13 protein-coding genes are annotated in these 14005 nt (G+C 70.7%); 6 read left to right on the top strand and 7 right to left on the bottom strand.

All coding sequences use genetic code 11. The features are described from left to right. Nucleotides 1-40: 40 nt before the first annotated feature. The gene (locus tag HZZ10_RS15480; protein WP_179914180.1) at nt 41-2503 is read left to right on the top strand and encodes a hypothetical protein; all 2463 of its coding nucleotides are present in this window, start codon (nt 41-43) and stop codon (nt 2501-2503) included. Nucleotides 2504-2606: 103 nt separating this feature from the next. Here HZZ10_RS15480 and HZZ10_RS15475 read toward each other — a convergent pair whose 3' ends face one another. The 4 genes from HZZ10_RS15475 to HZZ10_RS15460 all read right to left on the bottom strand — a co-directional run bounded on the left by HZZ10_RS15475 (nt 2607) and on the right by HZZ10_RS15460 (nt 6161). Continuing rightward, on the bottom strand, nt 2607-3467 hold the full coding sequence (locus tag HZZ10_RS15475; protein WP_056135124.1) for a glycosyltransferase family 2 protein: 861 nt from the start codon (nt 3465-3467) through the stop codon (nt 2607-2609). A 56-nt stretch (nt 3468-3523) separates the two neighbouring features. Further along, the gene (locus HZZ10_RS15470; protein WP_056135120.1) at nt 3524-4351 is read right to left on the bottom strand and encodes a DUF5926 family protein; all 828 of its coding nucleotides are present in this window, start codon (nt 4349-4351) and stop codon (nt 3524-3526) included. 76 nt (nt 4352-4427) lie between these two features. Then, on the bottom strand, nt 4428-5195 hold the full coding sequence (locus HZZ10_RS15465) for a hypothetical protein (protein WP_179914179.1): 768 nt from the start codon (nt 5193-5195) through the stop codon (nt 4428-4430). 252 nt (nt 5196-5447) lie between these two features. After that, nucleotides 5448-6161 carry a hypothetical protein gene (locus HZZ10_RS15460; RefSeq protein ID WP_179914178.1) on the bottom strand — a complete coding sequence of 238 codons (714 nt, stop codon included), beginning with the start codon at nt 6159-6161 and terminating at the stop codon, nt 5448-5450. A 198-nt stretch (nt 6162-6359) separates the two neighbouring features. On the opposite strand from HZZ10_RS15460, the gene pgm reads away from it, so the two are divergent. From pgm to HZZ10_RS15445, 3 genes are all read left to right on the top strand, one after another. Continuing rightward, entirely contained in the window at nt 6360-8030 is a 1671-nt protein-coding gene (pgm, locus tag HZZ10_RS15455; RefSeq protein WP_056135112.1) for a phosphoglucomutase (alpha-D-glucose-1,6-bisphosphate-dependent), read from the top strand. A 231-nt stretch (nt 8031-8261) separates the two neighbouring features. Beyond that, the gene (locus tag HZZ10_RS15450; protein WP_179914177.1) at nt 8262-9023 is read left to right on the top strand and encodes a hypothetical protein; all 762 of its coding nucleotides are present in this window, start codon (nt 8262-8264) and stop codon (nt 9021-9023) included. 353 nt (nt 9024-9376) lie between these two features. Then, nucleotides 9377-10153, top strand: coding sequence for a hypothetical protein (locus HZZ10_RS15445; RefSeq protein ID WP_056135104.1), 777 nt, complete (start codon nt 9377-9379; stop codon nt 10151-10153). A gap of 117 nt (nt 10154-10270) precedes the next feature. On the opposite strand, the gene HZZ10_RS15440 is transcribed toward HZZ10_RS15445, so the two are convergent. Continuing rightward, nucleotides 10271-10591, bottom strand: coding sequence for a GNAT family N-acetyltransferase (locus HZZ10_RS15440; RefSeq protein WP_179914176.1), 321 nt, complete (start codon nt 10589-10591; stop codon nt 10271-10273). A gap of 74 nt (nt 10592-10665) precedes the next feature. Next, nucleotides 10666-11391, bottom strand: a complete 726-nt coding sequence (locus tag HZZ10_RS15435; protein ID WP_179914175.1) for a hypothetical protein — start codon at nt 11389-11391, stop codon at nt 10666-10668. Nucleotides 11392-11604: 213 nt separating this feature from the next. Between HZZ10_RS15435 and HZZ10_RS15430 the strand changes: the two genes are divergently transcribed. Continuing rightward, nucleotides 11605-13050, top strand: coding sequence for a glycosyltransferase family 2 protein (locus HZZ10_RS15430; RefSeq protein WP_179914174.1), 1446 nt, complete (start codon nt 11605-11607; stop codon nt 13048-13050). Next, entirely contained in the window at nt 13047-13460 is a 414-nt protein-coding gene (locus HZZ10_RS15425) for a hypothetical protein (protein WP_156382833.1), read from the top strand. The genes HZZ10_RS15430 and HZZ10_RS15425 overlap by 4 nt, the downstream gene beginning before the upstream one ends. Nucleotides 13461-13505: 45 nt before the next feature. Here HZZ10_RS15425 and HZZ10_RS15420 read toward each other — a convergent pair. Then, nucleotides 13506-14005 (bottom strand): winged helix-turn-helix domain-containing protein (locus HZZ10_RS15420; protein WP_228087675.1); only part of this gene is annotated, 500 nt, incomplete at its 5' end.

Raw genomic sequence — 14005 nt, 5'->3', positions numbered from 1 at the left:
CCACCACGTCCTGCACCGGACCAGCGCCTACTCTGGTCCGGTGCCCAGAACCCTGATGCCCTCTGCCCTCGCTCCCCGGAGGATCGTCTCGCTCGGGCGTCGTGCAGCACGCGTGACGCGGGCAGCCGCCGTCCTCGCAGCCGCAGGGGTGCTCTTCTCGACGGTCGCCCCCGCAGCCGCGTACGCCTCGGCAGCCGCGCCGGCTGCTGCCCAGGATGCCGCCGCACAGGATGCCACGACCCAGCACGCGACCTCACCGCAGGCAGGGCCTCAGCCGACCGACGACAGGGTCGTGGTCGTCGGGACCGGCGGGGTCTCGTGGGCCGACATCTCCGCCGAGGCGACCCCGGCGACCTGGGCAGTCGCAGAGCAGGGTGGTGTCGGCAACCTCGTCGTCCGCTCGGTGCGCTCGACCACCTGCCCGGCCGACGGCTGGCTCGCCCTCTCCTCCGGCAAGCGCGCGGCGGACTACCGCGGCGAGGGCGTCGACCCGTGCCGGGTCCTCACCAACCCGACCGACGCAGACCCGACGAGCGTGCCGGGCTGGGACGAGTACGAGAGCGCGGTCGAGTCGCAGTCCTACGGCGCAGCCATCGGCAGCCTCGGTGACGCCGTCCAGACCGCCGGGCTCGCGGCGACCGCGATCGGGCCGGGCGCGATGATCGCCCTCGCGACGTCGGACGGCACCGTCGCCGGTGACGTCGTCCCGCTCCCTGTCGGCACCCGGCCCGTCCCGCGCGCCGACGCGCTCCGCCTCGACGTCGCCGCGGCGCTCGAGACCTCCAGGCTGGTCGTCGTGGACGCCGGCTCGGTCCGCGACATCGTCGACCCCGCGCAACCGACCGAGCTCACGCGCAGCGAGCAGCACGCCGCAGACGTCGCGACGGTCGACGGACACCTGGCAGCCGTGATGGAGGCTGTCCTGGCCGACGACCCGGACCTCGAGCGGACCACGGTCGTCGTCGCGTCGATGGCGGACCCCGGGCGCACGTCGCGCATGGGCACCCTGGTCGTCCTCGGCGACGGCACCCCCGTGGGGACCCTCATGTCCCACTCCACCCGGCAGCCCGGCTACGTGCAGACGACCGACCTGCTCCCGCTGGTCGCCGCGCCGCTCGGGCTGCGCGACGTGCTCCCCCGCTCGACGCTCGTGGGTACAGCACCGACGAGCGACGCCTCCGGAGCGCCGGTCTCGGAGCGCGTCGACGCCCTCGTCGACGCAGAGGACCACGCGCGCTCGACCTACCCGCTCGTCGGGACGTTCTTCACGCTCTTCTGCATCGTCAACCTCCTGCTCTTCGCGACAGTCGGCCTGGCGTTCTCACGGTGGCTGGGTGCCGCCGGTGCCCGCGGCCGCTCGACCCGCCCCGCCGCGGGACGACGCGGCATCGACTCCGCCGCCGCGCGCCTGACCGCCCGTCCGCGCGGGAGCCTCGCGGTGCTGCGAGCCGCAGCGGTCGCCGTCGCCGCGGTCCCCGTGGCGACCATGCTCGCCAACCTCGTCCCGTGGTGGCGGGTCTCCGCGCCGTCCCTCGCGCTCACGGGTCTCGTCGTCGCCTGGGTCGCGGTGGTCACCGCCGCCGCGGTCCTGCCGCCGTGGAAGCGGCAGGTCTTCGGCCCGGCAGCCGTCGTCGCCGCCGTCACCGCGGTCGTGCTCGCCGTCGACGTCGCGACAGGTGCCCGTCTCCAGGTCTCCGGGCTCATGGGGATCCAGCCGATGGTCGCGGGGCGCTTCTACGGCTTCAACAACACGTCCTTCGCACTGTTCGCGACCTCCACGATCGTCCTGGCCGCGAGCATCGGCGACGCGCTGATCCGGCACGGCCACCGTCGGTGGGCGGTCGTCTCGATCGCCACGACAGGGGTAGTCGCCGTCCTCCTCAACGGCTCGCCCAGCATCGGCGCGGACTTCGGCGGTCCTCCGGCGACAGTTCCCGCCTTCTGCCTGCTCGCCCTCGTGGCGGCCGGCGTGCGGGTCACGTGGCGCAAGGTCCTCGCGGTCCTCGCCGCCGGGGTCGTCGTCGTCTCGCTGTTCGCCGTCGTCGACTGGCTTCGCCCGCCCGACCAGCGCACCCACCTCGGCGCCTTCGTGGACGACACTCTCGACGGCGAGCTCTGGGGCATCCTGCTCCGCAAGATCGGAGCGAACTTCTCGACGCTCTCCAACCCGCTGACCCTCGTCGCAGTCGGCGGGATCCTGCTCGTGGTCATCGTCGTCGGGCGCCCCCTGCGGGCGGCGACCGTCGCCGACGACGCCGACGCCTACGCGTGGCTGACCCGCGGCACCCCGCTCAAGCAGGTGAGCGACGCCGCGCCGCTGTTCGTCCCCGCCGTGGTCTGCACAGTCGTGGCGCTGGTGATCGGCACCCTCGTCAACGACTCGGGGATCGTCATCCTCGCCGTGGGCATGTCGGTCCTGGTCCCGGTGGTCACCGCGACCTACGCGACGTGGATGCTGGGCCTCCAGCGCGAGCACACCCTGCAGGTACCAGGGCGGGTCTGACACCAGGCGCACCAGGGAGCACGCGCCGCGCAGGCGACCGTGCTACCAGGCCGCTGCCTGGCCTGTGCCGGTGCCTCTCAGGGGCACGGGAGCAGACGAGGCCTCAGCGGCTGCGGCGACGCCCGACGCTGCTCAGCGCCTCACCGACGGCCCGCACCTTGCGGGCGTTCACGGCGAGCACCACGTCGCGGTACTGCGAGGCCCTGTGCATCTGACCGCGGAAGTCTGTGCCCGACGGACGGTGCCGCAGGTCGCACGGCACCTCGACCGCCACGTACCCCAGGCGCAGCAGGTCGATGGTCAGACCTGTCTCGACGCCCCAACCACGGGCGAGGGGGGTCGCGGCCTCGAAGGCCTCGCGGGTCAGGCAGCGCATGCCCGACAGCGGCTGGACCGGGGTCCAGCCTGTCATCGACGCGATCGCACGGCGGGCGGCGCCCACGACGATCCCTCGCCCGCCGGCACCCGGCTGGGGAGGCAGGAGCGCGATCGACATGTCGGCCTCGCCCTCGCGGACCGGGGCCACGAGCGGCGCGGTGTTCACCGCCGACTCGGCGAGGTCTCCGTCGATGAACAGCAAGAGCCGGGGCGGGCGGCCCGGGGCGTCGCGCATGGCGACGATGGCCGCGCCTGTCTCCATCGCCGCGGCCTTGCCACGGTTGTGCGAGTGGCGCACGACCACGGCCCCGGCGTCGCGTGCGACGTCCTGGGTGCCGTCCTCGCTGCCGTCGTCGACGACGAGCACCAGGTCGACGTGCGGGATCGCCCGGGCCGCGCGGACCGTCGCGGCGATGCGACGGACCTCGTCCTTGGCCGGGATGATCACCGCGACGCGCTGCCTGTCACGCTCCCGTGCCGGGAGCTGGAACACGGCCGAGCGTGCCCTGCGGGGCACCGCAGCAGCACCCCCGGTCGTAGGGGTGCCGCTCGTCGCGCGGCCGTCGTCGGACCCTGACTCACCCATCACGTCGCCAACCCTAGTCGTCCCGGCCTGCTCTGACCTGCTGTACTCGGCAGCCGTCAGCGCAGGGTGACCTGGCGAGAGACGATCCCGGCACGCGCGCGACGCTCGTTCGCGTCGAGCGGGGCGGTGCTCGCCAGCTCGGCCTCGAAGACCGGCCAGAACTCGGCTGCAGCGGCCTCGATGTCCTCGGCCTCTGATCCCTTCGGCAGCTCCCACACGGGGATGACGATCCCGGAGGAGCGGAACGCCCCGAGGAACTTCGAGCCGCCGAAGCCAGACTCACGACGAGCGTGCAGACGGGCGACGGCGTTGATGACGGTCTCCTCGTCGTAGGCCATCGACCAGCGCAGGTACTCGCGGGCACCCATGCGGCACCAGTAGCCGTGCTCGACGGACTCGAGCCTGACGGTCTCGATGATCGTCTCGTTCGCCTCGGTCAAGGACTCGCGGACGTCCGCGGTGATCTCGGCCGAGGGGTCGAGCCAGTAGTCGAAGCCCTCGTGGACGGTGACCTCGAAGGGCACCGACGGGTCGAGGATGTCCTGCAGGCGCGGGCCCGGGCCGGGGAGCACCGTGCTGGTGAGCGAGGTGCCGGGCTCGAGCTCGATGGTGTCGAGGATGGTCTGCGCGAGGTCGCGGCTCGCGTCACCCGAGCCCGCGTGGGTCTGCAGGGCGACGAGGATCGCGCCGTCGGCACGGTGCAGCGAGGGCCAGGCGCCCGGGAGGACCGTGGTGAAGGTGATGTCGCGGGCGCCGTGCTCTGCGGTGGTCCGCGCTGTCGCCGTCGCGGCCGGGACGACCTCGCGCATCGCGACGAGGTCAGCCTCGCCGGCGAGGCCCTCGAAGGGACGCAGCACGAATTCCGGGGACGTGTTCTTTGCCATGGGACGAGCCTACCGGCACCGCCCCATGGCGCAGACCCGACCTGCGGTGGTCAGACGGAGTTTCGAGCAGATGCGGTCAGCACCCTGTGGACTCATAGGCGCAGAGCTGGTCCCAGGCAGCGCCGAGCTCGCCGACCACACGCTCTCGAGACGCTGCGATGCTGCTCTCACCGCCCTCGGAGGACACGAGGGTCACGGCATTGCCCCGACGTGTGACCGCCGTGTAGTAGCCGAGCGTGCCCTCGTCGCCGTTGGCCTGGAGCGCACCGTAGTAGTCGACGACGAACCCGATCCCCTGGGCACCGACCGCGACAGGCTCGACGATGCTGCTGGACTGACCGTCGGACCCTGTCCCCTGGCAGGCGTCCAGCGCCGCCGCGATCCGGTCGGCCTCTGCGACGGCCGCGTCGACGTCCTCGAACACCGCCACCTGGTGGTGGCCGACAGGCACCTCGAAGGTCCCGTCTCCCTGAGCGACGGATCGCATGGCGACCGCCGCGCCCGGGCCGCCGACGGCGCACGGCACCGGGAAGACCCAGTCGACGACACCTTCGCCCTCCGTCCGGATCTCTCCCTCGGGGAAGAGCGACTCGGCTGGCAGGAGGACGGATGCCGGGAGGTCGGTGACAGGGCTCGCGGGAGGCTCGGTCGTCTGCTCGGTCGGCTCCGGGGTCACGCCCGGCTCTGCGGATGGCTCGGCCGACGGGTCCGGGGGCTCGGACGGGGCTGCAGTGGTCGGCGCAGCGCTCGAGGTCGCGCCCTCCTCGGGCGACCCGGAGTCACCGCAACCGGCGAGGACGAGGGTGGAGGTGACGACGAGGACGATCGGCAGCGAGAGTCTCATCCCCTCACCTTCTCAGAAATGTCCGTCAGCTCTCCTCTGACGCGCCCTGGTCGCCCGACGTCGGACCGGTGTACGGCGTCACCACCCCCACGATTCATGTCCTCTCTGCAGAGGAGCCGCAGGGTTTTCAGAGGATTCACGATCGCACGCACCACGCCTCGACCTAAATGATTGAGTATTCAAAGATCAAACCACCGACGACCGGGCCCTCACGCGCTCCCGGTGCGCGACAAATGGGACCGACATCCTGGGTCAGCAGCCCGCTGGGTCGTACCGGCAGAGCAACGGCCAGGCCTTCGCTGCCTTCTCGACGGCGAGAACCCGCTCCTGGTCGATGCCGAGAGGCGTCAGCCTCCTGGGGTTCCACAGGAGAGTCACCGAGTTGCCGCGGCGGAAGAGCGCGAGATAGTTGTCGGGAGCGCCCTCGCCGGTGAGCACGTAGGCGAAGCCCTGGGTGTCTCCTACCGGGAAGGCCTCGGTCGAGTTCACCAACGTGTCGTCGGTGCCGAGCTGATCGCAGGCCTCGAGGAGCGCGGCCCACCGGTCGAGCTCCTGCTGTGCCAGCGTGTCGTCCTCGAAGACAGCGACCTGCTGGACGTCCGGGTGGTACGCGCTCCGCTCGTCCGTGGTGAGGACGGTCCTCATGGCGACGGCGGGGACCTGCGAGTACTCCACGCAGGTGTCAGGCCAGTCATACTCGGTGACGAACCACGGGGCGAGCCCTTCGGTCTCGGTCCGCACCGGCGCCAGGTTCGAGGCGTCAGGCGTGTAGAGGTCCGCATCGCTGAGCATCACGTCGCTCGGGATGTCCGTCGGGAAGTCGAAGGCGACGGGCGCCTCGACAGTCGTCTCGTCGGGTGCCGGTGCAGCCTCGGTGACCTCTGCGGTCGGCGGCGGGTCGACCGGTTCCTCAGATTGCTCGGGAGCCGCCGAGGTGGCGGTCGAGCTCGATGATTCCTGCGGCACAGGGTCGGGACGTTGTTCCTGCGAACCACACCCTGACACGAGAACCAAGAATGCGATGACTGTTACCCCGATGAATTTCTGCCCCATGCGTACATGGTCGCACAGCAGAAAGCACAATGACAGGCACCTGGGTCCTGCTGTGCAGGTCGAGCCCCGGGGACCGCTGCCCGACCCCCGCACCAGTGGCAAGATCGACTCATGGACCCTCGCGCTGGCACACTCGCCCTCCCTGAAGACCTCATCGACGTCGACGCAGTCGTCGGCGCGTACTACGACCTCGCCCCTGACGTCGACGACCCCTCGCAGAAGGTCGTGTTCGGCACGTCCGGGCACCGTGGGTCGAGCCTCGACCACGCCTTCAACGAGGCGCACATCATCGCGACGACCGCCGCGATCGTCGAGTACCGCCGCTCGCAGGGCACCGACGGTCCGCTGTTCATCGGCCGCGACACCCACGCCCTCTCCCTCCCGGCGTGGCAGACCGCCCTCGAGGTGCTCAGCGCAGCGGGCGTCGACGTCTACGTCGATGCCCGCGACTCCTTCACCCCGACGCCTGCCGTCTCGCACGCGATCCTGCTGCACAACGGGGCCTCGACCGCCCAGGGCGTCCGGACGACCGGACCGGGCCTCGCGGACGGCATCGTCGTGACCCCCTCGCACAACCCGCCTCGTGACGGCGGCTTCAAGTACAACCCGCCGCACGGTGGCCCGGCAGGCTCCGAGGCGACGTCGTGGATCGCCGACCGCGCCAACGAGATCTTGCGCAGCGGCGTCGGCGCCGTGCGCCGCGTCTCCCTCGACGAGGCCCTCGCCGCAGAGACCACGCACCGCCACGACTACCTCGTCGCCTACGTCGACGACCTCGCGACGGTCATCGACGTGGACGCGATCCGCGACGCGGGCATCCGCATCGGCGCCGACCCGCTCGGCGGCGCAGCTGTCGAGTACTGGGGTGCGATCGGCGAGCGCTACAGCCTCGACCTCACGGTCGTGAACCCGCAGGTCGACCCGCGCTGGGCCTTCATGACCCTCGACTGGGACGCGAAGATCCGCATGGACTGCTCCTCCCCCTACGCCATGGCCTCGCTCGTCAAGGCCATGGAAGGCGACGCCCCCTACGACATCGCGACGGGCAACGACGCGGACTCCGACCGTCACGGCATCGTCACCCCCGACGCCGGCCTGATGAACCCGAACCACTACCTCGCCGTGGCGATCAGCTACCTGTACGGCGGCGCGCGCCCGGGCTGGCCGCAGGACGCGGCGATCGGCAAGACCCTCGTGTCCTCGGCGCTCATCGACCGCGTGGCCGGTGGCCTCGGTCGACGCCTCGACGAGGTGCCCGTCGGCTTCAAGTGGTTCGTGCCCGGCCTGCTGAACGGCTCGGTCGGCTTCGGCGGGGAAGAGTCCGCAGGGGCGTCGTTCCTGCGCAAGGACGGCTCGGTGTGGACGACCGACAAGGACGGGATCATCCTCGCCCTGCTCGCCTCCGAGATCCAGGCGACCACGGGGAAGTCCCCCTCGCAGCACCACGCAGCCCTCGTCGAGCAGCACGGCCAGTCCTGGTACGCCCGCGTCGACGCGCCCGCGACCCTCGAGGAGAAGGCGACCCTGTCGAAGCTCTCCGCCGACCAGGTCACGGCGACGACCCTCGCCGGCGAGCAGATCACCGCGAAGCTCACCGAGGCACCGAGCAACGGTGCCGCGATCGGCGGCCTCAAGGTGACGACCGAGAACGCGTGGTTCGCCGCACGTCCCTCGGGCACCGAGAACGTGTACAAGATCTACGCCGAGTCCTTCACCTCCCCCGAGCACCTCGCCGAGGTGCAGGAGGCCGCGAAGGCCCTCGTCGGCGAGGCCCTCGCCTGACCTGCTGACCCGCTTCCCCCGCCCGACCCGGCGGACACGCAGACGTCGGTGCCCTCCCCACGTGGAGGGCACCGACGTCTGCGCTGTCTCGGGCCGCCGCAGGGCATCTTTGAGGGCCACCAGACCTCACCCGCTCTCACCGAGCGAGCACGCTGACCTGCGGATAGCGTCTTCCCGTACCTGAGCGCGGCCTGCGTGCCGCCCGGACACCGACCCGAGAAGAGACACAGCATGCGCATCACCCGCGGTATCGCCTCCCTGACCGTGGCGGGCCTCGCCCTCACCGGTCTGGCCGCCTGCTCGAGCGACGACTCGAGCGCCGAGGAGACCACCGTCGCGACGACCGAGCCCGCCGAGGAGACCACCGAGGCGACCGACGAACCGACCGAAGAGCCCACCGAGGACGCCACCGACGAGGCGACGGACGACGCGACCGAGGACTCCGACGCGGCCGGCTCCGGGAGCTCCCCGGCGTGGGCCGTGCCGACGACCACCCCGGGCGAGAAGATCGCGACGATCGACGCCGAGACCTTCACGGTCGACGTCTACCAGGTGGGGACCGCCAAGGCCTCGAAGACCGGCCAGTGGGTCGACCCGGAGACGAACCAGCCGCTGATCGCCGAGGGCGACGAGATCGTCTACGTCAACTACGTGTTCACCAACACGAGCACCGAGTCGATCCCGCTCACCTACAGCCTCGTCACCGTCACCCCCACCTACGCGGACTGGGAGTACCTGCAGGGCATGGACTCGATCGTCGACTCCGAGCAGTTCGAGGAGATGGGCGTGACGAGCTTCGCCATCGACCCGATGAACGGCGGAGAGGCGCCCTTCGAGTGGGCTCCGGGCGAGACCTTCTCCTCCGGCCAGAACTTCAAGTACCAGGCTGGGTCGCCCATCACCTTCGAGGCGCGCCTGTCCCCCGCCGACGAGGCCGGCGAGCCCCTCAGCGACCAGCGCACCGAGGTCAGCGTGGACGCCACGATCAGCTGACACGGCCCTGGAGGTCCGCTCGCGGACGTCAGGCTCCGACAGCCCGTGCGTGAACGGGCCAGCCACTCACCGGGCGCCGACCACAGGGTCGGCGCCCGGTTCCGTCTCCGGCGTCCCAGCAGGTCCTCCCGAGGATCTGGAGGGCTCCCCCAGGGCCGCTCGGCCTAGCCGGGCACGGGTCCCCATCGACTCCACGGGTACTACTACCCACCTCCGAGATCCGCAGGATCCCGCGGTTCATGGGCAGTGGTACCCATGGCTGGCGCCACATCGGCACGGGCGCCGAGGTTAGTGTCGAAGAGAACCCGATCCCGACCTCCCGGGTCGATCCCTAGACACGAATCGAGATCATCATGCGCATCACCCGCGGCATCGCATCCCTGACCGTCGCCGGCCTCGCCCTGGCCGGGCTGGCGGCCTGCTCGAGCGACGACTCCGACAAGGACTCGTCCTCGATCCTCGCCACAGACTCCGCCGAGGAGACCACCGAGGCCTCGGACGAGCCCACCGAAGAGCCGAGCGAGGAGGCCACCGAGGACGAGTCCGAGGAGGCGACCGACGAGCCGAGCGACGACTCTGGCGACGCGGCAGCATCGGGCGACTCGCCGTCCTGGGCCGTCCCGACCACCACCCCGGGTGAGAAGCTCGCGACCATCGAGGGCACGAACTTCACTGTCGACGTCTACCAGGTCGCGACGGCGACAGCCTCGAAGACCGGGCAGTTCGTCGACCCCGACACGAACCTCCCGCTGATCGCCGAGGGCGACGAGATCGTCTACGTCAACTACGTGTTCACCAACACCGGCTCCGAGGACATCCCGCTCTCGTACAGCCTGGTGAGCGTCTCGGCCGAGTACGCCGACTGGCCCTACCTGCAGGGCATGGACTCGATCGTCGACTCCGCGCAGTTCGAGGAGATGGGCGTGACGAGCTCAGCGATCGCCACGGGCACCGGCGAAGAGGCTCCGTTCGTGTGGGCTCCCGGCCAGACCTTCTCCTACGGCCAGAACTTCAAGTACCAGGCCGGGTCCCCGATCACCTTCGACGCGACCCTGACCCCGGCCGACGACGCCGGCGAGCTCGTCCACGACGAGCGCCAGGAAGCCTCCGTCGACGCGACGATCAGCTGATCGCCGCAGGCTGACAGCCGGCGGGCCGAGAGGGTCGCCAGCACGAGAGAGGGCACCGACCGCCACGGTCGGTGCCCTCTCTGACGTCTCGGACGCAGCGACCGGCAGACCCGGCGCTCACGGGAGGAGGGTCTTGTACTCCTCGTGGCGGTCGATGTAGCCGTGGACGAAGGAGCACTGGGGGATCACCGTGAGGTGGTGCTCCTGTGCGTAGTCGAGGAACACCCGGGCGAGGCTCGACCCCACGCCGCGGCCCTCGAAGTGCGGCTGGACGATCGTGTGGGTCGCGACGAGGGTGCCGCGGCCACCGGCGCTCTTCGCCTCGACACGGTCGTAGGTGAGGAAGCCGGCCAGCTCGCCGTCGGGCGTCGTCGCCTCGAGGCGGTGACCCTCCTCGTCGTGGGTGACCTGGGGCTCGGTTGCGGTGTCGTCGCTCATCTCTTCATCATGCACCCGGTCCTCCGTGGCGGCTCGGGGACCGGTTCGTCGCCCCGGGAGCGGACGACCGGCCTTCACGACGTCGCGGTCACGTCCGCGGCCGGCTCACCGGAGGCGTCGGGCGTCGCCGCGTCGGTCGCCTCCGCCGGGGGCTGCGCGATCGCGACGGTGAGCGTGTCGACGGCCGACTGCTTGGCGTAGTCCTCAGACGTCGGGGTCGTCTGGATGAGCACCTCGTAGGTGAGGGTGAAGGTCACCGAGGCGGCGCGGTCGTCGACGGGGGGCACCACGAAGGTCTGGTTGTAGCTGTAGGGCGCGGTGATCGCGTAGCCCGGCTCGACGCTCGCGTCGTCCGTGACGACGGCGGGGCTCGGCAGCGCGTTGCCGTCGGCGTCCTTGACGTCGGCCGAGAGACTGACGCGCGACAGGTACAGGCCCTGGCCGTCGTCGGGGACGAGGGAGCCGGAGATCGACAGGCTGAGCGGCTTGCTCGCACCCGAGACCCACTGGTCCATGCTGAGCGTCGACCAGTACGTGACACCGAGCGACGCCGCACCCGCCGTGAGCGTGCGCTGGGCGTTGCCGGCGGCGAGGTCGTTCTGGATCACCTGGATCGTCTCGACAGGGGCGGGCTCAGCCGTCGGGGTCGCCGTGGCTGCGTCCGTCGGCGTCGCGTCAGCAGCCGCGGTCGACCCCGTCGTCTCGGGGTCGTCCCAGGGCGCCGTGCCGCACGCGGTCAGCGCGAAGAGCATCCCGGCGGCGAGCAGCGTGGCTGGTCGGAAGGGTCGGCGAGCGGTCATGGGTTCCCCCTGGGTCGTGGTGATGGCACGACACTAGGGCCCGGATCCGCCGGATCAAGGCGATCTTGAGGGACCGACGACATCCTGAGCACATCTTGAGGTGATGCTGAGGCTGCGCTGCGCCGACGCTGCGGGAGGCCGGGAAGACTGCTCTCAGACGCAGCAGACGCCGGTCCGACCGGCCAGCCCGCACGATTCTCCAGGAGGCACACCGTGGCACATTTCGACGACGACGTGATCATCGACCACGAGACCTTCGGCGAGATCGAGAAGTACGCGAACGAGTTCATCGAGAGCGTCGAGGCGCTCACGACGGCCCGCCCGACGATCGGCTGCATCATCCCGGCGTACAACGAAGAAGAGTCGATCGGCTCGGTCATCGAGTCGCTGCTCGCCCAGACGCGCCTGCCTGACGTCATCCACGTGATCGTCAACAACACGACCGACAAGACCGTCGAGGTCGCGGCCGGCTATGCCGGGGCGCACTCCTCGGTGGTCGACGGCGTCGAGCAGTTCACCGAGGTCTACGTCCACGACATCGGCAAGAACCCCGACAAGAAGGTCGGCGCGCTCAACTACGGCTTCACGCTCATCGAGGGCATGGACTACCTGCTCGGCGTCGACGGTGACACCGTCGCGAGCGAGAAGGCCGTCGAGCAGCTCGAGGAGGAGATCGTCTCGGACAGCCGCATCGGCGGCATCTCCGCGATCTACACGATCGACCCGGACCCCATCCAGGGCACGATCGCGAAGTTCCTCATCTCCGGGCAGCGGGCGCAGTTCGCGGCCTTCAACATGCAGAACATGCTCCGCGGCCGGAACATGGCGGTCCTCGGCGGCCAGTACTCGATCTTCGCGACCAAGGCGCTGCGCGACGCGATGACCCAGAACCACCAGACCACGCCGTGGGTCAAGGACTCCGAGGTCGAGGACTCGCTCCTGTCGCTGCAGATCAAGAGCGCCGGGTACCTCACCAAGATCAGCGCCCGGGCCCGCGCCGACGTCGGCGGCATGACCACCCTGCGTGGCCTCGACGCCCAGCAGGTCAAGTGGAACTACGGCGCGATCGAGCTCATGTGGCCCGGCCAGCGCGGCGACACCAAGGGCCAGCCCTTCCACCCGAACCTGCGCCTGCGCTGGCTCGAGAACGCGTCGATGGCGGTCAACGCCGTCGCCCGCGTCATGTTCATCCTGCTGGTGGTCGCGGCCGTCTCGATCGACGCCTTCGTGTTCAGCCCTGTCTGGCTCGTCCCGCCGGTCGTGGCTGCGGCGCTCAACGTGCGCATCGCGATGTCGATGCAGGGACGCACGAGGCGAGACATCCTCTTCGCGGCGCTGATCGTCCCTGCCGAGATGTACATGTGGGTCCGCATCGGCCACTTCCTGCGGGCCTGGACCAAGTTCGCGAGCAAGAAGCAGGTCGACAACTGGGCCGCCCAGGCGAAGGCCGAGCGCGGTGCCGGCAACGCGTACCTCACCCCGCTGCTCATCACCGTCGCCGTGATGATCGCCCTGGCCGCCGTGTGGGTCCAGCTCTCGATCGTCGTCCAGTCGACCGTCCTGTGGGTCGCGTGGCCCCTGCTCGGCACCATCGCCGTCCTGCAGACCCTCGGCATGTTCGGCAAGCTGGTCCGGCGTCACCACGGATACCAGGCGTGATGACCGCCAGGGGGCCGGAGACCGCGCGTGCCGTCGACCGCAGCGTCCTCGAAGAGCTGCTCGAGGACCTGCTCGGCAACGTCCTCACCTTCGAGAGGTTCGTGGCCGACTACGTCGCACTGTGGTCGGGGCGCATGACGACCCTCGACGCAGCGCTCGCCCGCACCGACCTCGCGGCGGCCGACACAGGGGTGCTGAGCATCCGCTCGAGCAGCATCATGCTCGGGTGCGCGTACGTCGCCACCATCTCGGACAGCATGCTCGCCGCCGTCCGCCGCGCCGACTGCCTGTCGGCGCAAGCCTGGCTGCCCGAGCTCGACGCCGCCGGGACCGAGGCCTGCCACGAGCTGTCGCTCCTCCTCGTGGAGGAGACGCACCGCAGCTGGGGCGAGCCCGAGCAGCACCCCTGACGGCCCTCCCCGACGTCTCTCGGTGCTCTCGGGCTCCCCTCGCCCTCAGCTCTCGTCGACCGAGGTGAGCCTGTAGCCGACCCCGCGCACGGTCTCGATCCAGCGCGGGGAGGTCGCGGTGTCGGTCAGCTTGCGACGCAGGTTGGCCATGTGGACCTCGATCGCCCGCTTGTCGGCCTCGCTCACGTAGTACGACGTCACGTAGCTCTCGCCACGGAGCAGCAGGGCGAGGTCCGCCTTGCCGCGCACCCGCCGACCCGTCTCCATGAGGGCGGCGAGCAGGTCGAACTCGCTGCGGGTCAGCACGATCTCGTCCTGACCGTGACGCACCAGGCGCATGTCCGGGTTGAGGCGCAGCCCACGGTGCACGAGCCAGCCCTCGCCCTCGTCGACGAGGTCGGCCGACTCTGCGGCCGCGGGTGCGGGCGCGGTGCCACCTGGCTGCGTCGCGGCGGGCTCGACCGGCGAGGCAGGCGAACCCTCTGCCGGCGGGAGCGACGGGTCTGGGACTGCGGGCGCCGGGGCGGCGGGGGCCGCCGTGGTGG

This window comes from Sanguibacter inulinus (assembly GCF_013415325.1).
GTDB lineage: Bacteria > Actinomycetota > Actinomycetes > Actinomycetales > Cellulomonadaceae > Sanguibacter > Sanguibacter inulinus.
The sequence above is the reverse complement of the archived record's forward strand: the minus strand, read 5'-3'. Positions and strand labels throughout refer to the sequence as shown.

Bases quoted from the DNA above. Each gene is read 5' to 3' on its own strand.
- HZZ10_RS15475 (WP_056135124.1), bottom strand. From the start codon at position 3,467: ATGGGTGAGTCAGGGTCCGACGACGGCCGCGCGACGAGCGGCACCCCT.
- HZZ10_RS15470 (WP_056135120.1), bottom strand. From the start codon at position 4,351: ATGGCAAAGAACACGTCCCCGGAATTCGTGCTGCGTCCCTTCGAGGGC.
- HZZ10_RS15465 (WP_179914179.1), bottom strand. From the start codon at position 5,195: ATGAGACTCTCGCTGCCGATCGTCCTCGTCGTCACCTCCACCCTCGTC.
- pgm (WP_056135112.1), top strand. From the start codon at position 6,360: ATGGACCCTCGCGCTGGCACACTCGCCCTCCCTGAAGACCTCATCGAC.
- HZZ10_RS15450 (WP_179914177.1), top strand. From the start codon at position 8,262: ATGCGCATCACCCGCGGTATCGCCTCCCTGACCGTGGCGGGCCTCGCC.
- HZZ10_RS15445 (WP_056135104.1), top strand. From the start codon at position 9,377: ATGCGCATCACCCGCGGCATCGCATCCCTGACCGTCGCCGGCCTCGCC.
- HZZ10_RS15440 (WP_179914176.1), bottom strand. From the start codon at position 10,591: ATGAGCGACGACACCGCAACCGAGCCCCAGGTCACCCACGACGAGGAG.
- HZZ10_RS15435 (WP_179914175.1), bottom strand. From the start codon at position 11,391: ATGACCGCTCGCCGACCCTTCCGACCAGCCACGCTGCTCGCCGCCGGG.